General features: G+C 69.6%; 22 protein-coding genes. 6 read left to right on the top strand and 16 right to left on the bottom strand.

Features of this window, described 5'->3' with window-relative positions; all coding sequences use genetic code 11:
- The first annotated feature begins 2 nt into the window (after window positions 1-2).
- The gene (locus tag CI785_RS12805; RefSeq protein WP_105032468.1) at window positions 3-1,013 is read left to right on the top strand and encodes a LacI family DNA-binding transcriptional regulator; all 1,011 of its coding nucleotides are present in this window, start codon (window positions 3-5) and stop codon (window positions 1,011-1,013) included.
- A 79-nt stretch (window positions 1,014-1,092) separates the two neighbouring features.
- On the opposite strand, the gene CI785_RS12810 is transcribed toward CI785_RS12805, so the two are convergent.
- From CI785_RS12810 to CI785_RS12880, 15 genes are all read right to left on the bottom strand, one after another.
- The gene (locus CI785_RS12810; protein ID WP_105032469.1) at window positions 1,093-1,935 is read right to left on the bottom strand and encodes a DUF8083 family protein; all 843 of its coding nucleotides are present in this window, start codon (window positions 1,933-1,935) and stop codon (window positions 1,093-1,095) included.
- Window positions 1,936-1,940: 5 nt separating this feature from the next.
- The gene (locus CI785_RS12815; protein WP_105032470.1) at window positions 1,941-2,750 is read right to left on the bottom strand and encodes an exodeoxyribonuclease III; all 810 of its coding nucleotides are present in this window, start codon (window positions 2,748-2,750) and stop codon (window positions 1,941-1,943) included.
- Window positions 2,751-2,776: 26 nt separating this feature from the next.
- The gene (nadE, locus tag CI785_RS12820; protein WP_105032471.1) at window positions 2,777-3,601 is read right to left on the bottom strand and encodes an ammonia-dependent NAD(+) synthetase; all 825 of its coding nucleotides are present in this window, start codon (window positions 3,599-3,601) and stop codon (window positions 2,777-2,779) included.
- 64 nt (window positions 3,602-3,665) lie between these two features.
- Window positions 3,666-4,691 (bottom strand): LacI family DNA-binding transcriptional regulator, encoded by a 1,026-nt coding sequence (locus CI785_RS12825; RefSeq protein ID WP_105032681.1) that lies wholly within the window; start codon window positions 4,689-4,691, stop codon window positions 3,666-3,668.
- Between the two features lie 40 nt (window positions 4,692-4,731).
- Entirely contained in the window at window positions 4,732-6,186 is a 1,455-nt protein-coding gene (locus CI785_RS12830) for a GH1 family beta-glucosidase (RefSeq protein ID WP_105032472.1), read from the bottom strand.
- Complete coding sequence (locus CI785_RS12835) at window positions 6,186-7,085, bottom strand: carbohydrate ABC transporter permease (protein WP_105032473.1); 900 nt, start codon at window positions 7,083-7,085, stop codon at window positions 6,186-6,188. The genes CI785_RS12830 and CI785_RS12835 overlap by 1 nt, the downstream gene beginning before the upstream one ends.
- Entirely contained in the window at window positions 7,082-8,197 is a 1,116-nt protein-coding gene (locus tag CI785_RS12840; RefSeq protein WP_105032474.1) for a carbohydrate ABC transporter permease, read from the bottom strand. Before CI785_RS12840 ends, CI785_RS12835 begins: the two co-directional genes overlap by 4 nt.
- 59 nt (window positions 8,198-8,256) lie before the next feature.
- Window positions 8,257-9,579, bottom strand: coding sequence for an ABC transporter substrate-binding protein (locus tag CI785_RS12845; RefSeq protein ID WP_105032475.1), 1,323 nt, complete (start codon window positions 9,577-9,579; stop codon window positions 8,257-8,259).
- 202 nt (window positions 9,580-9,781) lie between these two features.
- Window positions 9,782-10,780 carry a sugar phosphate isomerase/epimerase family protein gene (locus tag CI785_RS12850; protein ID WP_105032476.1) on the bottom strand — a complete coding sequence of 333 codons (999 nt, stop codon included), beginning with the start codon at window positions 10,778-10,780 and terminating at the stop codon, window positions 9,782-9,784.
- Complete coding sequence (locus tag CI785_RS12855) at window positions 10,777-11,994, bottom strand: Gfo/Idh/MocA family protein (protein WP_105032477.1); 1,218 nt, start codon at window positions 11,992-11,994, stop codon at window positions 10,777-10,779. The genes CI785_RS12850 and CI785_RS12855 overlap by 4 nt, the downstream gene beginning before the upstream one ends.
- A 182-nt stretch (window positions 11,995-12,176) precedes the next feature.
- Entirely contained in the window at window positions 12,177-13,151 is a 975-nt protein-coding gene (locus tag CI785_RS12860) for a sugar phosphate isomerase/epimerase family protein (protein WP_105032478.1), read from the bottom strand.
- A gap of 53 nt (window positions 13,152-13,204) precedes the next feature.
- On the bottom strand, window positions 13,205-14,455 hold the full coding sequence (locus CI785_RS12865; protein WP_420808240.1) for a substrate-binding domain-containing protein: 1,251 nt from the start codon (window positions 14,453-14,455) through the stop codon (window positions 13,205-13,207).
- Window positions 14,452-15,546: an ABC transporter permease gene (locus CI785_RS12870; RefSeq protein WP_105032480.1), complete on the bottom strand. Its 1,095-nt coding sequence runs from the start codon at window positions 15,544-15,546 to the stop codon at window positions 14,452-14,454. Before CI785_RS12870 ends, CI785_RS12865 begins: the two co-directional genes overlap by 4 nt.
- Window positions 15,543-16,613 carry an ABC transporter permease gene (locus CI785_RS12875; RefSeq protein ID WP_105032481.1) on the bottom strand — a complete coding sequence of 357 codons (1,071 nt, stop codon included), beginning with the start codon at window positions 16,611-16,613 and terminating at the stop codon, window positions 15,543-15,545. Before CI785_RS12875 ends, CI785_RS12870 begins: the two co-directional genes overlap by 4 nt.
- Complete coding sequence (locus CI785_RS12880; RefSeq protein WP_105032482.1) at window positions 16,610-18,127, bottom strand: sugar ABC transporter ATP-binding protein; 1,518 nt, start codon at window positions 18,125-18,127, stop codon at window positions 16,610-16,612. Before CI785_RS12880 ends, CI785_RS12875 begins: the two co-directional genes overlap by 4 nt.
- Before the next feature lie 114 nt (window positions 18,128-18,241).
- On the opposite strand from CI785_RS12880, the gene CI785_RS12885 reads away from it, so the two are divergent.
- From CI785_RS12885 to CI785_RS12895, 3 genes are all read left to right on the top strand, one after another.
- The gene (locus CI785_RS12885) at window positions 18,242-19,480 is read left to right on the top strand and encodes an ROK family transcriptional regulator (RefSeq protein WP_420808241.1); all 1,239 of its coding nucleotides are present in this window, start codon (window positions 18,242-18,244) and stop codon (window positions 19,478-19,480) included.
- A gap of 127 nt (window positions 19,481-19,607) precedes the next feature.
- Window positions 19,608-20,183: an orotate phosphoribosyltransferase gene (pyrE, locus tag CI785_RS12890; protein ID WP_105032484.1), complete on the top strand. Its 576-nt coding sequence runs from the start codon at window positions 19,608-19,610 to the stop codon at window positions 20,181-20,183.
- Between the two features lie 33 nt (window positions 20,184-20,216).
- Window positions 20,217-21,257: an alpha/beta fold hydrolase gene (locus CI785_RS12895; RefSeq protein ID WP_105032485.1), complete on the top strand. Its 1,041-nt coding sequence runs from the start codon at window positions 20,217-20,219 to the stop codon at window positions 21,255-21,257.
- A gap of 34 nt (window positions 21,258-21,291) precedes the next feature.
- On the opposite strand, the gene CI785_RS12900 is transcribed toward CI785_RS12895, so the two are convergent.
- Entirely contained in the window at window positions 21,292-22,071 is a 780-nt protein-coding gene (locus tag CI785_RS12900) for an HAD-IIA family hydrolase (RefSeq protein ID WP_105032486.1), read from the bottom strand.
- 70 nt (window positions 22,072-22,141) lie between these two features.
- Here CI785_RS12900 and CI785_RS12905 point away from each other — a divergent pair, with 70 nt between their 5' ends.
- Window positions 22,142-22,816, top strand: coding sequence for a TrmH family RNA methyltransferase (locus CI785_RS12905; RefSeq protein WP_105032487.1), 675 nt, complete (start codon window positions 22,142-22,144; stop codon window positions 22,814-22,816).
- Between the two features lie 132 nt (window positions 22,817-22,948).
- Entirely contained in the window at window positions 22,949-23,968 is a 1,020-nt protein-coding gene (fbaA, locus tag CI785_RS12910; RefSeq protein WP_105032488.1) for a class II fructose-bisphosphate aldolase, read from the top strand.
- The last annotated feature ends 3 nt before the right edge of the window (window positions 23,969-23,971 follow it).

Here is a 23,971-nt window from a genome sequence, read left to right on the forward strand (position 1 = left end):
TCATGACGAGCATCGACGACGTCGCAGCAGCCCTCGGTGTGTCGACCGCCACGGTGTCCCGCGCACTGCGCGGGCTGCCGGGGGTCGCCGAGGAGACGCGTGCGCGGGTCACCTCGGCCGCCGACCGGCTCGGATACGTGCCGTCCTCGTCCGCCTCCGGCCTTGCATCGGGGCGCACCATGGCGATGGGTGTGCTCGTCCCGGCGATCGACCGCTGGTACTTCTCCGCGGTCCTCGAGGGCGTCGACCGGCAGCTGCGCGCCGCCGGCTACGACCTCATCGTGTTCAGCCTCGGCGGCGACGGCGTGAACCGCGACCGCGTGTTCCACCGCTCCATCCTGCGCAAGCGCATCGACGCCCTCCTGGTCATGTGCATGCGCCTCACGGCGGAGGAACGGCAGGCGGTCCAGCAGCTCGAGTACCCGCACATCGTCGTGGGAGGAGCCATCGAGGGCGTCCGCCACGTGGGGATCGACGACGCCCGGGCGGCACGCGACGCCGTGGAGCACCTGATCGGCCTCGGACACACGAGGATCGCGCACATGCGGGGCGGCAGGTCCTTCGACATCGACTTCGAGGTGCCGCGCATCCGCGAGGAGGCCTTCGAGCAGGTCATGGCCGAGCGCGGGCTGCCCCTGCGCGAGGAGTGGTCCGCCTTCGGCGACTTCACGTTCTCCACCTCGCGGGTCTCCGCCCTCGCGCTGCTCGACGATCCGGCCGACCGCCCGACCGCGGTGTTCTGTTCCTCGGACGAGATGGCGTTCGGCGTGCTGAAGGCGGCGGCCGAACTGGGCATCGACGTGCCGGGCGAGCTGTCCGTGATCGGGATCGACGACCACGAGTTCGCCGAGCCCATGGGGCTGACGACCATCCGCCAGGACCCCGGGGACCAGGGCGCCTACGCCGCGGACATCCTGCTCGGGGAACTGCTGCGCAACGAGCCGGCCGAGTACCCGCCGGCGCGCCCGCACCTGCTCGTCGAGCGGGCATCGACGGGGCCCGCCCCGGCCTGAGCGCCGGCCCGGCCGTCGCGCGCACCGATCCGCGACGGCGACGGCGACGGCCCGGCGGACCTACGCGCCGGCGACCGGCTCAGGAGGCGCGGGCGAGCTGGCGGATCGGGATCCACCGCGAGGCGAGGCGCCGGTAGGAGGCGGCGGCGCCCATCATGTCCGCCTCGGCCAGGCTCTCGATGCCGAGGCGCACGTCCATGGGGGAGTCGTCGGGGAACACACGGTCTGCCACCGAGCCGTAGTCCACCTCGACCACGGCGTCACGCCGGAAGATCTCGAGCCACTCGACGATCTCGGTGAGCTCGTCGAGCAGGTCCATCTCCGGGGCGCCGATGGCGAGCTGGGCGACGGAGCGCCTCCCGCGGTCGATGCAGTCGCCGATCCGCGCGAGGATCCGGACCGTGGACACGCGCCCGTCGTCCTCGACCACCTCCGTGAGGTCGTCCTCGTGGATCAGGGCGAACCAGGCGAACGGCACGCCCCACGTCGCCGACCGCGTGTGCAGCCGGGCGACGGTGTCCGCGAAGGTGTCGGGGTCGAGCCTCGCCTGGTGCGCCTCCCGGGCGGCCTCGGGCACGAGGACGTCGATCAACGGGCCGCGCAGGCTCTGGTCCAGCGACTCGGCGGCGAGGGTGGTGCGGACGGCCAGCTGGTTGGGGCAGTAGTAGGGCGCCGTCGTCCCGCTCGCACCGGGGAAGTGCGTGACCCGTACGAGGTCCGGCTCGTGGTGCGGGAAGGGATCCGAGACGCTGCGCAGGATGCGCCGCAGCGACTGCTCGTGCTCGATGGCCTCGGTGAGCGTGCGCTCGCGGACGCGCTGCTCGAGCATGGCGAGTTGCTGCGCGTCGGAGAACGCGTCGAGGGGCTCGTAGACGCGGAGGTACGAGACGTAGGGGAACGGCTGCAGGATGCGCGCACCCATCGCGCTCACGGTCCGCTGAGTTCCACGACGACGGGAGCGTGGTCGGAGGCGCCCTTGCCCTTGCGCTCCTCGCGGTCCACGAACGCGTTGGTGGCCCGTCCGGCCAGGGCGGGCGAGCCGAGGACGAAGTCGATGCGCATGCCCTCCTTCTTCGGGAACCTCAACTGCGTGTAGTCCCAGTAGGTGTAGAGCCCGGGACCCGGCGTGAACGGGCGCGCGACGTCGGCGAACCCGGAGTCCAGGAACGCCTGGAACGCGGCACGCTCGGGCGGGCTGACGTGCGTGTAGCCGCCGTTGACGAAGAGGTCGATGTCCCACACGTCCTCGTCCTGCGGTGCGATGTTCCAGTCGCCCATCAGGGCGATCTGCGCCGCGGGGTCCTCCTCGATCCAGCGCTGGGCATGGCCCCGGAGGACGTCGAGCCACTCGATCTTGTACGGCATGTGCGGGTCATCGAGCGCGCGGCCGTTCGGCACGTACAGGCTCCACACGCGCACGCCGCCGCAGGTCGCGGCGATGGCGCGTGCCTCCTGGACGGGCTCGGTCCCGGGCTTGCCGAAGGCGGGCTGGCCGGGGAAGGTCCGCTCGACGTCGTCGAGCCCCACCCGGGAGGCGATGGCGACGCCGTTCCACTGGCTCAGGCCGAAGTGCGCCACCTCGAAGCCGCTGTTCTCGAACAGCTCCCAGGGGAAGTTGTCGTCCTTGCACTTGGTCTCCTGGATGGCGAGGACATCGACGTCGGACCGGTTCAGCCAGGCTTCGACGCGGTCGGCGCGGGCACGGAGGGAGTTGACGTTCCAGGTGGCGATCTTCACGGACCCTACGTTACCAACGGCGGTGTTTACTCCCGCCACCACGAATCGAAGATGCTCACGGGCACCGTGCGCTTGTGCCGTGTGATCCAGTAGCGGTGCTCGATCGCCTTCGCGGCGTCGGGGTCCACCTCGCGTCCCTCGAGGTAGTCGTCGATCTGCTCGTAGGTCAGCCCGAGCTCGTTCTCGTCGGCCCGGCCGGGGAGCTCGTCCAGGAGGTCCGCCGTGGGGATCTTGTCGTAGAGCGCGGCCGGTGCCCCGAGCTCCTTGAGCAGGGCGCGGTTCTGGCGTTTGTTCAGCCCGAACAGCGGCAGGATGTCCGCGCCGCCGTCGCCGAACTTCGTGAAGAAGCCCGTCACGGACTCGGCGCCGTGGTCCGTGCCGATCACGAGGAGGTTGTGCTGGCCGGCGACCGCGTACTGCGCCACCATGCGGGCCCGGGCCTTCGTGTTGCCCTTGGTGAAGTCGGAGATGCGCTCGCCGGTCGTCTCCGCGTACTCCTGCTGGAAGCCGTCGACGGCGGGGGCCACGTTGAACACCGTCGAGGTGCGGGGCTGGATGAAGGCGAGCGCCGCCTGGGCGTCCTCCTCGTCCTTCTGGACGTTGTAGGGGAGGCGCATCGCGATGAAGTCGGCGTCGACGCCCTCGGACCGCAGGTCGTCCACGGCCAGCTGGGCGAGCTTGCCGGCGAGGGTCGAGTCCAGACCGCCGCTGATGCCGAGGACGAACCCGCGGGTGCCTGTGGACCTGAGGTAGTCCTTGAGGAAGCCGACGCGGCTCCGGACCTCCGCAGCCGGGTCGATGACGGGCCGGACGCCCATCTCCTCGATGATCTGTGCCTGTAGTTCACGCATGACCCCAACGCTACCCCGCTTCGATTTCTACGACGTTACGAAATCGGGGGGAACTCCGGCCGGATCAGGCGGAATCGCGGATCACGAGCGAGGTGGGGAGCATCGTGGCCCGCTGTGCGGGCCTCCCCTCGATCAGGTCCACCAGGATCTCGGCCATCTTCTTCCCGAGCTCGATGATCGGGTGGTGCACCGTGGTCAGGGCCGGGGTCACCGAGGTGGCGAAGGAGTCGTCGTCGAACCCGACGACGGCGATGTCCTCCGGGATGCGCAGGCCGCGGCCCTGGATGGCGGTGTACGCACCGGCCGCCATCTGGTCGTTGCCCGCGAAGACGGCGTCGAGGGGCGTGCCGCGGTCCAGGAGGCGATGCATGGCACGGGCGCCGGAGGCGAGGGTGAAGTCCCCCACCTCCACGAGCCCGTCCGACAGTCCCGCCTCCACCACGGCCGTGCGCCACCCCGCCAGCCGGTCGATGCCCGGCGGCATGTCCTGCGGGCCGGCGATGGTCGCCACATGCCTCCGCCCGCTGTCGGTCAGCTGCCGGGTGACGCTGTAGGCCGCCCGCTCGTTGTCGACCTCGACGTAGTAGCTCTCCCTGCTGCCCACGAGGGGGCGGCCGGCGAACACCATGGGCAGCGATCCGGAGAGGTGCGTCCAGGAGTGGTCGCTGCTGTGGTGGGACACCACCAGCACGCCGTCCACGTTGCCGCCGAGCAGGAAGCTGCGCGTCTTCTCCGGTTTGGACTCCGAGGAGATCACCATGTTGAGCGTGTACTCGGTGTCCGTGAGGAACAGCGCGATGCCCTGCACCACCGAGGCGAAGAACGGATCGGCGAAGACCTTCGACGTGGACTCGGGGACGATCAGGGTGACGGCCTGCGCCCGGCGCTTGGCGAGCGACCGCGCCGCGCGGTTCGGCGTGTAGTCGAGCGCGAGGATGGCCTTCTTCACCGACAGTGCGAGTTCGGGATCCACGCTCGGCGAATCGTTGACCACGCGGGACACGGTGGCCCGCGACACCCCGGCCAGGGCCGCCACCATCTCCAGCGTGGCCACCGGCCGGGGGGCGCCTGCGTCCTGCGTCGTCGTCATCATCTTCTCCGAGGTTCCTCACGTATGGCTGAAGCCTACGTCAGGCACTCGACCTCGCGAGGCGCGCGGCGCCCGTGGCGGAGATGACGGCCTGGTAGGCCAGTGCGCTGTCCTTCACCGTCCGCTCGAACGAGGTGTAGTCCACCCTGACGATCCCGAACCGCTTCCCGTACCCCCAGGACCATTCGAAGTTGTCGAGCAGCGACCACACGAAGTACCCGCGCACATCGGCACCCTCGTCGATGGCGTCGCCGACCGCCGTGATGTGATCGAGGATGAACCGCGTGCGCTCCACGTCGTGCACCGCGCCGTCGTCGCTGACGACGTCGTCGTACGCCGCGCCGTTCTCGGTGACGTACAGCGGCGGCAGGCCGGGGTACTCCTGTCCGAGCCGCACGAGGAGCCTGCGCAGCCCGTCCGGGTTGACCTCCCAGCCCATCGCGGTGCGCGGCAGGCCGCGGCTCGGGAACGCGAGGTCCTCCGAGCCGATCCAGCACGACGACGTCGGGCGGCTGGCGCCGCCGGAGTGGCCGTCGCCCCCGTCGGTGTCGGGGTGGCCGCTGATGAGGTCGTCGTGGTAGTGGTTCACGCCGAGGAAGTCGATCGGGGTCCCGATGACGTCGAGGTCGCCGGGGCGGATGACGTCCCGGATGCCGAACCGCTCCAGGTCCGCGAGGGTGTCCTCGGGGTACGCGCCCCGCAGGACGGGATCGAGGAAGATCCGGTTCTGCAGCGAGTCGAACCGGCGCGCCGCGTCCAGATCCACCGGGTCGCTCGGATCCCGGGGGATGGAGTTGCTCAGGTTGAGCGTGATGCCGAGCTGCTGCGCGCCCCGGGCCCGCAGTTCGCGGACCGCCAGTCCGTGCGCGAGGTGCTGGTGATGGATCGCCGCGACGGCCGCCGTCGGATCCTGGCGGCCCGGGGCGTGCACCCCGGCGGCGTAGCCGAGGAGCGACGAGCAGAACGGTTCGTTGAACGTGGTCCAGTGCTCCACGCGGTCGCCGAGTGCGTCATGGACGTCGTTGGCGTAGTCCACGAAGCGGTAGGCGGTGTCCCGGTTGGCCCAGCCGCCCTGCTCCTCGAGGGCCTGCGGCAGGTCCCAGTGGTACAGGGTGAGCCAGGGGAGGATGCCGGCTTCGAGGAGTTCGTCCACGAGGCGCGAGTAGAAGTCGAGGCCCTCCGCGTTGGGTCCGCGGTCCCCGGGCCGCACCCGTGCCCAGCTCGTCGAGAAACGGTAGGAGCCGAGGCCGAGCTCCTTCATGATCGCGACGTCCTCGGGCATGCGGTGGTAGTGCTGCACGGCGTCCTCGGGGGTGTCACCCGCCGCGATGGCCCCGGGTACGCGGGCGAACGCGTCCCAGACCGAGTCCTCCTTGCCTCCCTCGTGGCCGGCTCCCTCGACCTGGGCGGCGGCCGTCGCGGAGCCCCAGAGGAAGCCGGCGGGCCAGGTCCTGGCGGTGGTGGTGTCGAGGTGGCGTGTCATGTCAGATGTCATCAGCCCTTCACTGCTCCTTGCATGATTCCGGAAATGAGTTGGCGTCCCGCGAGAACGAACAGCACCAGCAGCGGGAGGGTTGCCAGGACGGCGCCGGCGAGGACGATCGAGTAGTCCACGTACCGTGCCGACTGCAGTTGGCTGAGCGCCGTCTGCAGGGTGGGGTTGCCGGGACCGAGCACCAGCAGGGGCCAGAGGAAGTCGGTCCACGCGGTCATGAACGTGAACAGGCCCAGGATCGCCATCGCCGGCCGGGCCGCCGGGAGGGCGACGTGCCAGAAGGTGGAGATCATGGAGGCGCCGTCCATACGGGCGGACTCGATGAGCTCGTCGGGGATCACGTCCACGAGGTACTGGCGCATGAAGAACACGCCGAACGCCGTGACGAGCGTGGGGATGATGACGGCACCGATCTCACCGGTCCAGCCCAGCGTGCGCATCATCATGAACAGAGGGATGATGCCGAGCTGCGTGGGGATCGCCATGGTCGCGATCACGGCGACCATGAGCCCGTTGCGGCCGCGGAAGCGGAGTTTCGCGAACGAGTATCCGGCGAGGGTCGAGAAGATGACGACCGACACCGTGATGATCCCCGAGATCAGCACACTGTTGCCGAGCGCGAGCCAGAACGGGATGGTGTCGAACACCTCGCCGACGTTCGCCCAGAAGTTGCCTCCGGGGAACAGGGGCGGCCAGGTCTGCCCGAGGGCCTCGTTGGACCGGCTGCCGATGATCACCGACCACCAGAGGGGATAGGCGGAGGCCAGGAAGAAGGCCATCAGCAGTCCGTAGGTCAGGAATCCCGGCCGTCGGCCGTTGCCGAGCAGGCTGCGCCGCAGGGCACGTCCCCGGGCGTCCCGGGTGGGGGTGGGCCGTGGCCGTGTTCCGATGGCGGTCATCGCGTGCTCCTCGGGGTGGTGCCTGCTGGGGTGGCTGCCGGTTCCGCAGACCCGGGGGCCGGCGGCTGGGGACCGGCGGCGGGGAGCACGACGGCGGGGGCGGTGGAGCGCTTCCGGCGACGACGGCCGGCTCCCCTGCCCGGGGCGCGGCCCTCGCCGGTCGTGGCGATCCGCTGTGAGATCAGGTAGTTCACGAGGCCGAACAGGACGATGATGAGGAACAGAAGCCATGCGATGGTGGCTGCCTTGCCGAAGTTCGACCGGTCGAAGGCCATCTCCCAGAGGTAGAGGACGGTCGTCTGGAACTGCGCCGCGGTTCCCCCGGACGTCCTCGGGTCGAAGAGGCGGGGCTCGGTGAAGATCTGCAGGCCGCCGATGGTGGCGGTGATCACCACGAAGATCATGGTGGGCCGGATACTCGGCAGCGTGATGCTGAAGAAGCGGCGGAAGGTCCCGGCACCGTCGATCGCCGCGGATTCATAGATGTCGCGGGGCACCGACTGCATGGCCGCCAGCAGGATCAGGGCGTTGTATCCCGTCCAGCGCCAGTTCACCATGGTGGCGATCGCAATGTGGCTCGGCAGCGTCTCGTTCGTCCAGAGGATCCTGTCGATCCCGAAGCTCTCGAGGATGTTGTTGATCAGCCCGTACTGCTCGCCGAACAGGTTCGCGAAGATCAGGGCGACGGCGACCGGGGTCACGATGTAGGGGAGCAGGATGCTCATGCGCCAGAACGTCCTGGCGCGGAGGTTCTGGTCCAGCAGTGCCGCTATGGCGGTGGCGACGATCAGCTGCGGGATGGTCGAGAGCAGGAAGATACTCAGCGTGTTGAACAGCGAGTTCCAGAAGAAGCGGTCCTGGAGTACCTCCTGGAAATTCCGCAGGCCCACGAAGTCGCCCTGCCCCTTGAGCAGGTGCCAGTCGAAGAGCGAGACGAAGAAGGTGTAGCCGAGGGGGAACAGGCCCACCAGGGCGAAGAGGACGAAGAACGGGGCGATGTACAGGTACGGCGAGGCCTTCATGTCGAGGACGTTCAGTCGCTGACGGAAGGTGAGTGCGGGTTTCATGGGGGCAGGACTACTGGCTGCCGGACGGTTCAGTGTCGTGGTCATGTGGGTTCCAGACTCCATGGGGGCCTCCGGCGGTGCCGGAGGCCCCGTGGCCGGTGCTGCTAGTTGTTCACGACGCGGTCGTTGAGAAGCGAGATCGCTTCCTCCCAGGCCTCGTCGGCCGTCCCTGTGCCGTTGTCCAGGATCTTCAGCGCGGGCGCGAAGACGTCCTCCTGGATCTCCGAGTCCTGCGGGCCCTTGAACTGGGCCACGACACCCTCGGCGCGTGATGCGAAGATCTCGCCGTAGGGCGCGTCGTTGAAGAGTTCGTTGGGAACGGCGTCCTCGACGATCTTCTGCTGGGCCTCGAGCGTGCTCGGGAAGTTGTTGGCGGCAGCGGACTGCTTCACCTGCTGCTCGGGAGCCGTCAACCAGGTGGCCAGCTTCGCGGCTTCAGCGGGATGCTCAGAGCTCTCGGGGACGGAGAGGAAGGCGCCACCCCAGTTGGACGCACCGCCCGGGAAGACGTCCGCGACGTCCCAGCCCGTCTCCGTTCCGCCGCCTGCGGACTCGAGCTGCTCCTTGATGGTGCCGAGCATCCAGGCGGGGCACACGTGGACGGCGAAGGATCCGTCGACGAAGGCCTTGCCCTTGCCCCAGTCGAACTGCTTCTGGTTGGCGGACAGGCCGTCAGCGGTGCCGGCGGCGAGGAGGTCGAACTGGGCGCGCATCGCCTCGTTGCCCTCGACGTTCAGCTCGCCGTCAGCGGTGTAGTAGCCCTCGTCCATCTGGTTGACCATGGAGTTCCAGACGAACGCCGACTGGTCGTACCAGGCCTTGCCGGTTGCTTCCTTGTACTGGCGGCCGAGATCGAAATAGGTCTCCCACGTGGCGTCGTCGCCGCCGAAGAGCTCGGCGACCTCCTCGCGGTCCGTGGGGAGGCCTGCTGCCTCGAACAGCTCGCGGTTGAAGCACAGGGCCTGCGGGCCGATGTCCGTACCGAGGCCGATCACCCGGCCGTCCGGGTCGGTGCCCTGCTCGAACTTCCAGTCCACCCAGTTGTCCTTGACGTCCCCTGCACCGTACTCGTTGAGGTCCACGAACTGGTCGGACACCTCCATGATGGAGCCGAGCCAGCCCTCCTCGACCGCCACGACGTCGCTCAGGCCGGAACCGGCTGCGAGCTTCGTGAAGGCGTCGGTGCGGGCGTTCGCGCTGCCGTCGATGTTGTTGGCCTCGATGGTCACGCCCGGGTTCTGCTGCTCGTACTCGGCGTACAGATCGTCGTAGCCGAACTGTCCGAAGGTGGTGACGGTCAGATTGACCGGATTGTCGGCGCTGGCCGGCTCGTCGTTCCCCCCTCCGCCGCCGCAGCCCGACGCCACGATGGCCAGGGATGCGACGCCGGCGAGGGCGGTGATTTTCCTGAGTCGCGAGAATTCCACGATCACTCCTTTGTGTCTGTGTGAGCGACGGACGCCGACGGCGAGAGAGCGCTCTCTGGATTGTGGGAACACTGTAAGTGCTGCAGGTCACAGAGGTCAAGAGAGCGCTCTCTCAGATGCGGGAAGGGCAGGTGAAACAGCTCTGCCCACCCTGGAATGCTTCAGGGTGGGCAGAGCCGGGTCGGGGTGACGCGGGAGGCGCCTACTGGCTGAACGCGGCGTCGAACGAGGTCTCCGAGGGCGCGAAGTCGAAGCCCTTGAGGAAGGCGAGGGCCTCGGGCGCGCCCTGCAGGCGATCCATGCCGGCGTCCTCCCACTCCACCGAGATGGGCCCCGTGTAGCCGATGGCCGTCAGCGCCCGGAAGCTGTCCTCCCAGGGCACGTCCCCGCGGCCTGTGGAGACGAAGTCCCAGCCACGCCGGGGGTCGCCCCAGGGCAGGTGTGAGGAGAGGATGCCGTTGCGGCCTCCGCCCATGCGCATCTTCGTGTCCTTGCAGTCCACGTGGTAGATGCGGTCCTTGAAATCGGAGATGAACGCCACCGGATCGATCTGCTGCCACATGAAGTGGCTCGGGTCCCAGTTGAGGCCGAAGGCGGGCCGGTGGCCGATCGCCTCGAGGGTGCGCTGCGTGGACCAGTAGTCGTAGGCGATCTCGGAAGGGTGGACCTCGTGGGCGAAGCGGACACCGCACTCGTCGAAGACGTCCAGGATCGGGTTCCAGCGGTCCGCGAAGTCCTGGTAGCCGGCATCGATCACGCTCGCGGGCACGGGCGGGAACATCGCCACGTACTGCCAGATCGAGGACCCGGTGAAGCCGACGACGGTGTCCACGCCGAGCTTCTTCGCGAGCCGTGCAGTCAGCTTCATCTCCTCCGCGGCACGCCGGCGCACGCCTTCCGGGTCGCCGTCGCCCCAGACCCTGGGCCCCACGATCGCCTGATGGCGGAAGTCGATCGGGTCGTCGCAGACGGCCTGGCCCTTCAGGTGGTTCGAGATGGCCCAGACCTTCAGGCCGTTGCGCTCGAGGATGTCCAGCCGGTCCTGGATGTAGGCGTCGTCGTCCCAGCGCCAGGCGTCCAGGTGGTCGCCCGATACGGCGATCTCCAGTCCGTCGTAGCCCCACTGGCCGGCGAGCTCGGCGACCTTCTCGAAGGGGAGGTCGGCCCACTGGCCGGTGAACAGGGTGAAGTTGCGGGTCATGCAGTCTCCTCGGATCGGATGGGCTGGTGCTGTGCGGCAGTGGCGGGAGCCACCTGGACGACGGCGCTCCTGGCCGCCGCGCTCTCCTCGACCGCGGCGAGGACGCGCTGGATCTGCAGGCCGGCCTCGAAGGAGGGCTGGGTGGGCCGGCCGTCCCGGATCGAGGTGAGGAAGTCGCGCACCTGGTGCGTGAACGTGTGCTCCCACCCGATGATGTGCCCCTGGGGCCACCAGGCATCGAGGTAGGGGTGTTCCGGCTCGGTCACGAGGATGCGGCGGAAGCCCTGCTCGGTCGCCGGACCGGTCGCCTCCATCAGCCACAGTTCGTTGAGGTTCTCGAGGTCGAAGCGGAGCGCCCCGCGCTCACCGAACACCTCGATACGCAGTCCGTTCTTCACGCCGGTCGCCATGCGCGAGACCTCGACCGTGGCCACGGCCCCGCCGGTGAGCCCGGCGGTGATCCACGCCGCGTCGTCGACGGTGACGGGCTCCCGTCCCTCGGGGCCGGGACGCTCGTCGACGAAGGTGTGCAGGCGGCCCGAGACCTCGGTGACGGTCTGCCCGGTGAGGAACTGCACCTGGTCCAGGGCGTGCGAGGCGATGTCCCCGAGGGCTCCCGAGCCGGCGGTCTCCCTGCGCAGCCGCCAGGTCATGGGCGATTCGGCGTCGACCAGCCAGTCCTGCAGGTAGGCGACGCGCAGCTGGCGGATGGCGCCGAGCCGGCCGTCCGCGATGAGGTTCCGTGCGTGGGCGAGGGCGGGGACGCGCCGGTAGTTGAACCCCACCATCGACTGGACGCCGCGCTCCCGCGCCTCCACCGCCGCGGAGACCATCTCGGTGCTCTCGGCGATGCTGTTGGCGAGCGGTTTCTCCACGAGGACGTGCTTGCCCGCCTTCAGCGCCTCGATGGCGATCTCCGCATGCAGGTAGCCCGGCGTGCAGATGTCCACGATGTCGACGTCGTCGCGGTGGATCGCCTCGCGCCAGTCCGTGGAGGAATCCTCCCAGCCGTAGCGCGCTGCAGCCTCGGCGGTCCGCTCGGCGTTCCGCCCGACGACGACGCGCCTGGCGACCGCGGGGACGTCGAAGTGGCTGCCGACCGTGCGCCAGGCCGCCGAGTGCGCCTTGCCCATGAACGCGTAGCCGATCATGGCGACGCCGAGGGGCCCGGCGGCGGAATCGTCCGGTACCTGGCCGGAAAGAGGGGATGTCATGGGCTTCTCCAGGTGAATGGGAGGGCGGACTGCCACTGAGCGGCTGGTCCGTGTGCGCTGCTTCACATCAAGTATCTCCGACTTTTGCCGATCGTCAGTCAAAAGCAGGGGGATGATCTGTAGATTCCTTCCCGCCGGATGGCATAAGCAGCCATGGGCGGGCCCGTGCCGGGCCGGGAACGCTAGGGCGCCCGGACGATCGGGCCTCCGCCCCCGGAGGAGTCGACGGGGCCCGGATCCCTCCGGTACGGCCCGGTCCGGCTCGGGTCCGTCTGGTTCGGGCCGGTCCGGCTCGGATCGGCCCGGGTGAGGAACGCCAGTCCGTCGCCGGCCAGGCGGTCCTGGCTCGTGGCCAGCGGACGCCAGATCGACGCCGCGACGGCGATGCTGGCGTTGTGCGCCGTGAAGCTCTCGATGTTCAGCGGCCCTCGGTACTGCACCTCGTCGAGGGCCGCGAAGATCCCTGGCCAGTCCGTCTGGTCGCCGCCCGGCGCCCCGCGGTCGTTGCCACAGACCTGGAGGTGGACCAGATGGTCGCCGGCCGCCCTGATCGCCTCGGCGGACGAGCGTTCCTCGATGTTCAGGTGGTAGGTGTCCAACGCCAGACCCACGCCCCGGCCGAGCAGCGGCCCCAGCGCCTCGAGGGCCTGTCCGACGGTGTTGATCAGGGATGTCTCGTAGCGGTTCAGGGGCTCGATACCGAGGACCACGCCTGCCGCGAGCGCGTGCTCGGCGACGGGCGCGAGGTTCTCCCGCAGCTCCGCGTAGGCCGCGGTGCGCTCGTCGTCGTCCATCCTCCACACCCGCCCGGTGGCGGTGTAGAAGGGGCCGCACACGCTCGTGGCGCCGATCGCCGCCGCCAGGTCGATGCACGCGAGCAGGTAGCGCCGGGTCTCGCGGACCGCGCCGTCGGAGGCGCCCACCAGGTCCCTGCCCGGAGCCATCGCCCCGACGACGGTGGGTGCCAGCCCGGTCTCGGCGAGGGCGTCCCGCACGACGCTCGGCGTGAGGTCCCCTGCGTTCTCGAGGGGGAGTTCCACGCCGTCGAAGCCCAGCCCGGCGATCCTGCGGAGGAGGGGAGGCAGGTCCGCGTCGGTCAGGGGTGATGTCCACACCCATGTGTTGATGCCGATCGGGCGGGCTGTGCCGTCGGTCATGGTCCTGCCTCCTTCCTCGTCCGTGCATCAGGACGACGCGTCAGGACGACGCGTCAGGGGATCTGCCGCTCCTGCCACACCGTCGGGTACCCGGGCAGGTCCTCGCCACCGAACTTGGCGTAGTGCCCGTCCGGCATGCCCTCGTTCGCAGTCAGGAACTCGCCGCGCTCCTCCTCGGTGATCGGGGACTGGGGGAGGACCCACTCGGCCGGGACCTCCTCACCCGCGAAGATCTTCTGCAGCGCGAGCAGCGGGGTGCGCCACTGGAAGTTCGAGTAGACCGGTGCCAGGCCGTCGATGCCCGTCTCCTCCCACTTGCGCAGGAAGCTCATCTCGTCCTCACCCGTCATGACGGGCAGGTCGGCTCCGGCGTCCTCGAACGCCTCGATGGCGGCGACGGCGCCGTCGCCCGCGTCCATCCAGATGCCCTGCACGTCGCCGGTGGCGAGCTCGTCGGAGATGATGGACTTGATCTCCACGGGGTCGGCGCCGGTGAAGTAGTCCACGGCCTCGATGCCGTTCTCCTCGAAGATGCGCTCGGCCGCGGCCCAGCGCTGCTCCAGCACGTCGACGCCGGGGAGGATGCGCAGGGCCACCACCTTGTCGCCCTCGTTCAGCCGCTCGCTGAGGAACTCGGCGGTGTCGATGCCCCAGGCGAAGCCGCCGATCGGGTGGATGAACGTGACGGCGCAGTCGGTCTGGACGCCGCGGTCGAAGACGACCACGGGCTTGCCGGTCTCGCAGGCGCGTTCGACGGCAGGCGTCATGGCCGCCGTGGAGTTCGGGGAGATGATGAAGGCGTCGCAGTTGCCCTCGGCGATGAAGTAGTCGATGTCGGCGATCTGCGTGTTGTCGTCGTCCTGCGCGTCACGTGTCTCCATCTCGGAGATGACGCCGGCCTCCTGCAGCACCTGGAGCTGCTGGTTCATGGTGATCCAGCCCGTCTGGCGCCACGGGTTGGAGATCGAGGCGTTGGAGAAGCACGCCTTCTTCGGTCCCGTGGAGGCGAAGGCCGAGGTGTCCTTCATCTCGCCGTCGATGTACTGCAGGTACGGCTGCTCGGGGTCACCCTCGAAGGTGGCCGAACGCTGCGCGTCCTGCTCGTCGTAGACGGCCTGGTCGAACCACTCCGTGCTGTCCTCGCTGGGCTGCGCGGCCCCTGTGGTCTCGGTGGTCTCGGAACTCGCGGTGCCTTCGGCGGCAGGCGGGTCCTCGATGGACGAATCGGTGGTGCAGGCCGTCAGGGCGAGCAGCGACGTCGCTGCGATCACCGTGACCTTGCCCAGGATGCTTCCACGCATCATGTTCCTCCCTCATTGGTGCCCGGTGCGGGCGTGGGTGCTGCTATAGGACGGTGTTCGTCATGGGCCCGGGAGCTGGCGCCGCGCCGTTTGCGCTGCCAGTTCCGGGACGCTGCGGCCACGGCGACGATGATGATCGCGCCCTGGACGCTGTCACGCCAGGTGGATTCGACGCCGAGGAAATTGAGGAGGGTGAACAGCAGTTCGAGGGCGAAGGCGCCCGCCGCGGCGGAGAGGACCCAGCCACGTCCACCCCCGATCACCACACCGCCGAGGACGACGGCGGTGATCGCCGTGAACTCGTAGCCCTGGCCCACGGACGGGTGGACCCCGGCGTATCCCACGAGGATCACGCCGGCCGCGGTCGCTGCGAGGGAGGACAGCATGAACGCCCGCGTCCGCACCCACCAGACGGAGGCGCCGGTCAGGGCCGCGGCCCGGGAGTTGTCCCCCACGGCCACGAGCGTGCGGCCGTAGGGCCTGCGCATCAGCCAGAAGGCCGCGGCCGCGGTGGCGACGAGGATGAGCACGGGGTAGGGCAGCACCTCGAGGACGGGGACGTCCTGGATGCCGCCGCGGCCGATCTGCCGGAAGCTGTCCGCCGGGTTGCCGGTGGCCGCGCCGCCCGTCCAGAACAGCACGAGGCCGAGCAGCGCCAGCATGGTCCCGAGGGTCACGATGAAGCTCGGCACCTTCAGGAGTGTCGTCACGAGGCCGTTCACGAGGCCCACGAAGGCGCCGAACACGATCATCAGGGCCAGGACCGGGATGGTCCGGGACTCGTCCTGGCCGATCAGGTTCCCGGCGATGATGACCTGCGCCGTCACCACCGATCCCATCGAGAGGTCGAACTCGCCCGAGACGATGACGAAGTACTGCCCGATCGCGGCGATCGCGATCGGCGCCGTGCGCCCGATGAAGCGGATCAGGGAGCCGGGCTCCCCGAAGGAGGGGTTCGCGGCGAGGACGGCGAGGAAGAGGAGGGCGACGAGGACGAAGATCGCACCGCTCGGGGTGCGCAGCGCACGGAGGACGCGTTCACCGCGGGGAGAGCGGTTCTGCTGCAGGACCGCACGGTCGGTGGCCACGCTCATGCCGACACCTCGTCCCGTGCGCCGGTGCCGTCGCCGCGCGACGGTCCCCCTTGCCGGGAGGTGCCGGGTCCCGGCGGTGGGGCGTCGTCATCATGGGCCGGCCCCCGGCCGAAGCGTGCGGGCCTGTGCACCACCTTGCGCCGTGCGTACACGGCCACGGCGACCACGATCACGATGCCCCGGACGACGTCCTTGAGGAAGGGGTTGACCTGCAGGACGCTCATGATGTTGTCCAGCATCGCGAAGATGAGGACGCCGCCGAGCGTGCCGATGAGCGAGCCCTTGCCACCCGCGAGGAGCGTCCCGCCGAGGACAACGGCGGCGATCGACAGGAGGTCGTACCCGCCCTGGGAACCGATGGTCGGGCTGCCGACGCCCAGGCGGGCCGCCAGCAGCAGGCCGGCGAGCCCCGCCATGGTGGAGCAGATCACGTGCGCCGCGATGACCGGGGTCCGCGTCCGGACGCCGGACATCCTCGCCACCGAGGCGTCGCCCCCCACGGCGTACATCGCGTGACCCAGGCGCGTGGTGTTCAGCATGAGGAGCACGACGGCGGCGCACGCGAGCATGATCAGGGTCGAGACGGGGACGGGTCCGATCCCCGTGGCCCCGATGAGGCGGAACGCGAGCGGCGCCTGCCCCGCGCTGCCCTGGTAGTTGGATCCGAGGTAGCCGCTCACGATCAGCCCCATGCCGAGGGTCGCGATGAAGCCGTGCACCTGCAGTCCTGCCACGACGGCGCCGTTGGCCAGGCCGATCAGGGCGGAGACGAGGAGCGCCGCGAGCACGGCCGGCAGGATGTTCCCGGGCTGGTTCGCCATGATCCCGGCGCCGATGAGGCTCGAGAGACTGATCACGTAGGGGACGGAGAGATCGAGGCTCCCGACGAGGATCACGAGTGTCTGGCCGATGGCGATGAACCCGAGGATGCTCGTGCCGGTCAGGATGTCGGAGACGTTGCCGGGGCTGAAGAAGTTGCGGCCCGCGGAGCCCACGAGGACCGTGCCCGCGATGATGGTCGCGAGGGCCACGAGGTAGACGATGTGCGTCGAGCTCAGGCGGTTCACGGCAGCACCCCCCGGGCGCCCGTGGCCAGCTGCAGCACCTGCTCCTCCGATGCCGACGGCGGTATCTCCCCGGCGATCCGCCCGTCCCGCATCACGATCACGCGGTCGGACATCCCGAGGACCTCGGGCAATTCACTCGAGACCATGAGGATGGCCTTGCCTTCCTGCGCCAGCTGGCGCATCAGCGAGTAGACGGCGACCTTCGCGCCGACGTCGATGCCACGGGTGGGCTCGTCGAGCAGGACCACCTGCGGGTCGATCGCCAGCCATTTCGCGAGGACCACCTTCTGCTGGTTCCCGCCCGAGAGGAACTGCACCTCCTGGTCGAGGTCGCGTGCCACGACCTCCAGGGATGAGAAGACGCCCGGTGCCTGACGGCGGGCGACGGCGGTGCGCCGGGGGGTCACCGAGCGCACCACGGCCAGTGCGTTGTCGAGGATGGACTGGTTCAGGCTGAGGCCCTGCGCCTTGCGGTCCTCGGTGATGAGCGCGATCCGGTGCCGGATGGCGTCGCGGGGGGAGTGCGGCCGGTACGGCCGGCCCTCGAGCGTCATTGTGCCGCGCGTGAAGCCGGCCGCTCCGAAGATCGCCTCGACCAGCTCCGTCCGCCCCGAGCCCTGGAGTCCGGCGACACCGACGATCTCGCCGGCGTGGAGGGTCAGGTCGACGTCGTCGAGCTGGCTGTTGCCGCCGCCGCTGATCTGCAGCAGGGGCCCCCCGGTGGCTGTGCCGGGGAGGGCGTCCGGGAAGTAGGCCGAGATGGGCCGCCCCACCATGGCGCGGACCAGCGAGGCGTCGTCGAGCCCGGCCGCGGGGGACGAGGTGACGATCCGCCCGTCCTTGAGCACCGTGATGGTGTCGCACAGGTCAAAGATCTCCTTCAGCCGGTGGGACACGTAGAGGATGGCGGTCCCGCGCCTCCTGAGGCGGTCGATGATGCCGTAGAGCAGCTCGACCTCCGGTCCCGCCAGCGCCGCGGTGGGCTCGTCCATGGAGATGATCCTGGCGTCGTAGCTCACGGCCTTGGCGATCTCGACGATCTGCTGCTGGGCCACCGAGAGGGAGCTGACCGACGCCGTGGGCCGGATGCTCGTGATGCCGAGCTCCTCCAGCAGGTCCGCGGTGGCCTGGTTCATGGCCCTGCGGTCGACGAGCAGGCCCTTCCGGGGTTCCCGGCCGAGATAGATGTTCTGGGCGACCGTGCGCTCGGGCAGCAGGTTGAACTCCTGGAAGACCGTGGACAGGCCGGCCTGGTGCGCCTGCACGGGGTGCGTGAAATCCACCGGTTCGCCGTCGAGCTCGATGCGCCCCGCGTCGCGCACGTAGACGCCGGCGAGGAGCTTCATCAGCGTCGACTTGCCGGCGCCGTTCTCGCCCACGAGGCCGTGGACCTCGCCCGGGAACAGCTCCAGGGCGGCGTCCTGGAGGACGGGCACTCCGAAGAAGCTCTTCGAGAGCCCGGTGACGCGCAGGATGGGGGCTACGGCCCCGCTGGTGTTGACTTCATCGTCCACGCGGCCACTGTGACACGACCTCCCACTTTTGTCGAGGGACTGTCAAAAGATGCTTCCCGAACGTTATCGATGGAGGGGGGAGCCATTGGAAGTGCCGAGTGCTTTACTGAAAGGGTGCTCACTCCCTCGTCGATACGGGCTTCCACCAGCGACGCTGGACCTCCCCGGCGGCCCTCCGCCGTCGCCGGGTCAGGCGCGAGTGAGATCTTCCAGGTGCTCCGGGACGGGAGGCCCCGCACCCGGGCGGAACTGGCGGAGCTCACCGGCCTCGCCCGGTCCACCGTCGCGGTGCGGATCGACGCGCTCATGTCGTTGGGGTTCGTGGCGCCCTTCGGCGGCGCGGCATCCACGGGCGGGCGTCCGCCGTCGTTGTTCGCCCTGAATCCGGGGGCCCGGGTGGTGATCGGTGCGGACCTCGGTGCCACGCACGCGATCGTGATCCTCGCGGACCTCTCCGGGAAGGAGCTGGGACGCGAACAGCAGCAGATGAGCATCGGCGACGGCCCCGAGGCCGTCCTGGGCTGGCTGGCGACGGCCATCACGGGGCTCCTCGAGCGGGACGGCCGCACGGCGGGCGAGCTCGCCGCCGTCGGCATCGGCCTGCCGGGACCCGTCGAGCACGACACGGGGCGCCCGATCAACCCGCCGATCATGCCCGGCTGGGACCGGTTCGACGTCCCTGGCCTGATCCAGCGCGACTTCCCCGTCCCCGTCCTCGTGGACAACGACGTGAACATCATGGCGCTGGGCGAGCTGAACGCGAGCTGGCCCGGGGTGGAGGACCTCATGTTCATCAAGGTCGCCACGGGGATCGGAGCGGGGATCATCCTGGGCGGAGTCCTGCAGCGCGGAGCGCAGGGCACAGCCGGCGACCTCGGCCATGTGCGGGTGCCCCGGGGCGGGGAGACCGTCTGCCGCTGCGGGAACGTGGGGTGCCTGGAGGCGATCGCCGGCGGTCCCGCCCTGGCCGCGGCGCTGAGCGGGCCCGGCGGGAGGGCCCTGTCCGGCAGCCAGGACGTCGTCGAGCTCGTGCGCTCCGGCGACGTCCTGGCACTCCAGGCGGTGCGGCAGGCCGGCCGGGACATCGGCGACGTCCTCGCGACCTGCGTCAACCTCGTCAATCCGTCGGTGATCGTGGTCGGCGGGGCGCTGGCGCAGGCGGGGGAGCACCTCCTCGCGGGCGTCCGCGAGGTCGTGTACACGCGCTCGCTGCCCCTGGCCACCGAGCACCTGCGCATCGTCCCCTCGGTCACGGGGCAGAACGCCGGTGTGGCCGGGGCAGCCGTGCTCGCCATCTCGCACGTGCTCTCGCCCGAGGCGATCGACGCCGCGAGCGCGCGCCTGGTCGGTTGACCGCTCGGCGCCCTGCGCCCGGTGTCCCTGGGTCCGTGGGTCCGGGTCCTACGACGACGGGAGCGGATGCGGCCGGACCGGCCCGGGCCGTGTCCGACGCCGTCGGGCCCGTCGATAGACTGGCCGCATGACCGCCGAGACCTCCGCGCAGACCACCGACCGCTCCCGGCTCCTGGAGCTCATCAAGGAACTCGCCGTGGTGCACGAGCGCGTCACCCTCTCCAGCGGCGTCGAGGCCGACTACTACATCGACCTCCGCCGCATCACGCTCCACCACGAGGCCTCGGTCCTCGTGGGCCGCGTCATGCTGCAGCTGCTCGACGACGCCGGGATCGCCTTCGAGGCGGCCGGCGGCCTCACGATGGGCGCAGACCCGGTGGGGACCGCCGTGATGCACGCCGCCGCGCAGGCCGGCCGTCCGATCGACGCGTTCGTGGTGCGCAAGACCCAGAAGACGCACGGCATGGGTCGTCAGGTCGAGGGGCCCGAGGTCTCCGGGCGCCCCGTCGTCGTGCTCGAGGACACCTCGACCACGGGCGGCTCCGCGCTCACCGCCGTCGAGGGTGTGCGCCGGGCAGGGGGCGACGTGCGGGCAGTCGCGGTGATCGTGGACCGCAGCACGGGATCGAAGGAGCGCATCGAGACCGAAGCCGGAGTGCCGTATCTCTTCGCGTTCGGCAAGGACGAGCTCGGCCTCGCCTGATCGCGGGGGGGGGGTCGGCACGAGGATCGGTACGTGACGAACGAGGACGCCGCGGCGGTGCAGCGGGCGTGGGACTTCCGGAAGTCCTCGCGGCGGTCCTTCCTGATCGGCTCGGCGGCAGCCGCGCTGGTGACCACGGATCTGGCATGCACGCGGTTCATCCAGTCCCAGCGGAACCGCACGCGGATCCTGCCGCTCGACGACGAGTCCGCGCGCGCCCGGTTCCCCGACGACCGCTGGATCCTCTTCCCCGGGTACAAGACCAGCTGGGAGGAGGGGCTCTGGATCTTCAATTCCCTGCAACCCGTGCTGTCCAGGCGGGCTCAGTCGGCCGTCATGGGCTACTCCAACCGGGGCCTGGACATCGACAACGTCGTGGCCACGATGTACCGGTACGTGGAGAACTTCCGCCTCCGCAGGCTCTACTTCTACGGGCACAGTTTCGGCGGGATGGTGGCCGTGGAGGTCGCCGCCCGGCTGCGTACCCGGGGGATCCCCGTGGAGCTGATCCTGCTCGACTCCTCACCGTCCAGCAGGTTCGACGTCCGGGACAAGCGCATGTTCGAGGGGGTGGTGCGCCTCTACGAGGCGGGGGTGGGCGTGCCCATCAGCCTGCGTGGGACCTATGAACTGGGCGAGCGGATCGCCCACAAGAACGAGCGGACCTGGAGCCAGATCGTGGACCAGACGCTCGAGCAGGTCTCCCCGCTGGCGCCCAGCAGCAGACTCATCCAGTCGCAGTCCTCGTACATCTACCATTTCGACCTCCTCCCGTTCCGGGGGTCCCTCGGCGACACGAAGGTGGTCTTCGTGGGGAACCCGCACGACCGCGTCGTGGACTACGCGACGGCCCGCGCCGGCTGGGCGCGGGAGCTGCCCCTCAACGTGGTGTCGGTGGATCACGTGACGGAGGGTGCGTTGCCCGCGCACGCCAGCCCGCAGTGGAACCCGGGTGTCTACCAGGACATCGTCGCCGCCGTCCAGCGCAGGTACGTCCCCTTCCCGCGCGGCGGCGGCGTGCAGCGCGCCGTCGTGGCCGGCGGTGCGCCCGACGGCGGGCCGGCCCAGGTCTGACCGGCCCGAATCCGACCGGCCCGAGGCCGACCGGTCAGACCTGGTCGATCAGGTCCGCCACGGAGTTGCACGTCTGCGCCGGCCGGAACGGATAGGCGTTGATGTCCTCGGGCTGCGTGATACCGCTGAGCACGAGGACCGTGTGCAGCCCGGCTTCCATGCCCGCGATGATGTCCGTGTCCATGCGGTCGCCGATCATCGCCGTCGTCTCGGAGTGCGCGTCGATCCGGTTCATGGCCGAGCGGAACATCATGGGATTCGGCTTGCCCACGATGTACGGAACCCGGCTGGTCGCCGCCGTGATCATGGCCGCGATCGCGCCCGTCGCCGGCAGTAACCCCTCCTTCGACGGACCTGTCACGTCGGGGTTCGTGGCGATGAACCGGGCGCCCTCCAGGATCAGGCGGACGGCTTTCGTGATCGCCTCGAACGAGTACGTGCGGGTCTCGCCGAGCACCACGTAGTCGGGGTTCGTGTCCGTGAGGACGAACCCCGCCTCGTGCAGCGCCGTCGTGAGTCCAGCCTCACCGATCACGTAGGCCCTGCCGCCCGGCAACTGGTCGCTCAGGAACTGCGCCGTGGCCAGCGCGGAGGTCCAGAGGTTCTCCTCGGGGATCTCCAGTCCCGAGGCCTTCAGGCGCGCGGCAAGATCGCGTGGCGTGTAGATGGAGTTGTTGGTCAGGACCAGGAACCGCTTGGAGGTGGTGACCCACCGCTCGATCAGCTCGGCGGCGCCGGGGATGGCGTGGTTCTCGTGCACCAGTACGCCGTCCATGTCGGTGAGCCAGCACTCGATGTGTTCGTTCTCGCGCATGGGTGTCCTTCCAAGGGAGTTGACCGTCCGCCGCCAGTCTCCCACCTCCCGTGCCGTCTACGCTTGAACGGTGAACCAATCCCTCCCGAACTCCGGCTCCCCCCTGCCCGTCCCCGAGGGGCCGCCTGTCGGCGTCGGACCCTGGGAGGGCGAGTGGCCCGACGGCGACCACTGGGACCGCGAGCTGCTGGCGGCCGGTGACACCCGGAACGTCACCGACGGCTACCGGTACTGGACGCACGAGGCGATCGTGGCGGACCTCGACGAGCGGCGGCACGGCTTCCACGTCGCCATCGAGAACTGGCAGCACGACCTCAACATCGGGTCCGTGGTGCGCACGGCCAACGCGTTCCTCGCCAAGGAGGTCCACATCATCGGACGACGGCGGTGGAACCGGCGCGGCGCCATGGTCACGGACCGCTACCAGCACGTCCGCCACCACCCCACGGTCGCCGACTTCACGGCCTGGGCGGACGCCGAGGGGCTGGCGGTGATCGGGATCGACAACTTCCCCGACTCGGTGCCGCTGGAGACATACGACCTGCCCGAGAAGTGCGTGCTCGTGTTCGGGCAGGAGGGGCCCGGTCTTTCCCCCGAGGTGCACGAGGCCGCCGAGGCCACGCTCTCGATCGCGCAGTTCGGGTCCACGCGCTCCATCAACGCCTCCGCGGCGGCCGCGATCGCCATGCACGGCTGGATCCGCCGGCACGTGTTCGGCCAGCAGGTGTTCGGCCAGCACGTCTGACGGGTCACGGCGTGGTCGCACCCGCCGTTCCGCCGTGGCCCGGCCCGGGGTCCGGCTGCCGTCCCTCCTGCGCCCGGCAGGCGTGCTCGCTAGGATGATGCAAGCACTTCCCACCACTAAGGAGTCCTCAGCATGCCTATTGCAACCCCTGATGTTTACGCCGAGATGATCGACCGCGCGAAGGCGGGCGGCTTCGCATTCCCGGCTGTGAACGTGACTTCCTCCCAGACCCTCAACGCGGCGATGCGCGGTTTCGCCGAGGCCGGTTCCGACGGGATCGTGCAGGTCTCCACGGGTGGCGCAGCCTACTGGTCGGGCGCGAGCGTCAAGGACATGGTTGCCGGTTCGCTGGGCTTCGCCGCGTTCGCGAAGGAGGTCGCGAAGAAGTACGACGTCAACATCGCGCTGCACACCGACCACTGCCCCAAGGACAAGCTCGACGACTTCGTGCTGCCGCTGCTCGCCGCGTCCGAGGACGCCGTGAAGAACGGCCGTGACCCCGTCTTCAACTCGCACATGTGGGACGGCTCCGCCGAGACCCTCGAGGAGAACCTGCGGATCGCCCGTGAGATCCTGCCCCGCGCCGCAGCCGCCAAGATCATCCTCGAGGTCGAGATCGGCACCGTGGGCGGCGAGGAGGACGGCGTGGAGAACGCCATCAACGACAAGCTCTACACCACGGTCGAGGATGCCCTCGCGACCATCGACGCCCTCGGCGCCGGCGAGCACGGCCGCTACATCACCGCGCTCACCTTCGGCAACGTCCACGGCGTGTACAAGCCCGGGGGTGTGAAGCTCCGCCCCGAGATCCTCAAGGACATCCAGGACCAGGTGGGCCAGAAGATCGGCAAGGACAAGCCCTTCGACCTCGTGTTCCACGGCGGTTCCGGCTCCTCCGAGCAGGAGATCGCCGACGCCGTCTCCTACGGCGTCATCAAGATGAACATCGACACCGACACCCAGTACGCGTTCACGCGCCCCGTCGCCGACCACATGCTGCGCAACTACGACGGCGTCCTGAAGGTCGACGGCGAGGTGGGCAACAAGAAGACCTACGACCCCCGCGTGTGGGGCGCCTCGGCCGAGGCCGGCCTCGCCGCCCGCGTCGTCGAGGCCGCCGCGTCCCTCGGGTCCGCCGGAAAGAAGCTCTAGCCC

This window comes from Arthrobacter ruber (assembly GCF_002954225.1).
Taxonomy (GTDB): Bacteria; Actinomycetota; Actinomycetes; order Actinomycetales; family Micrococcaceae; genus Arthrobacter_D; species Arthrobacter_D ruber.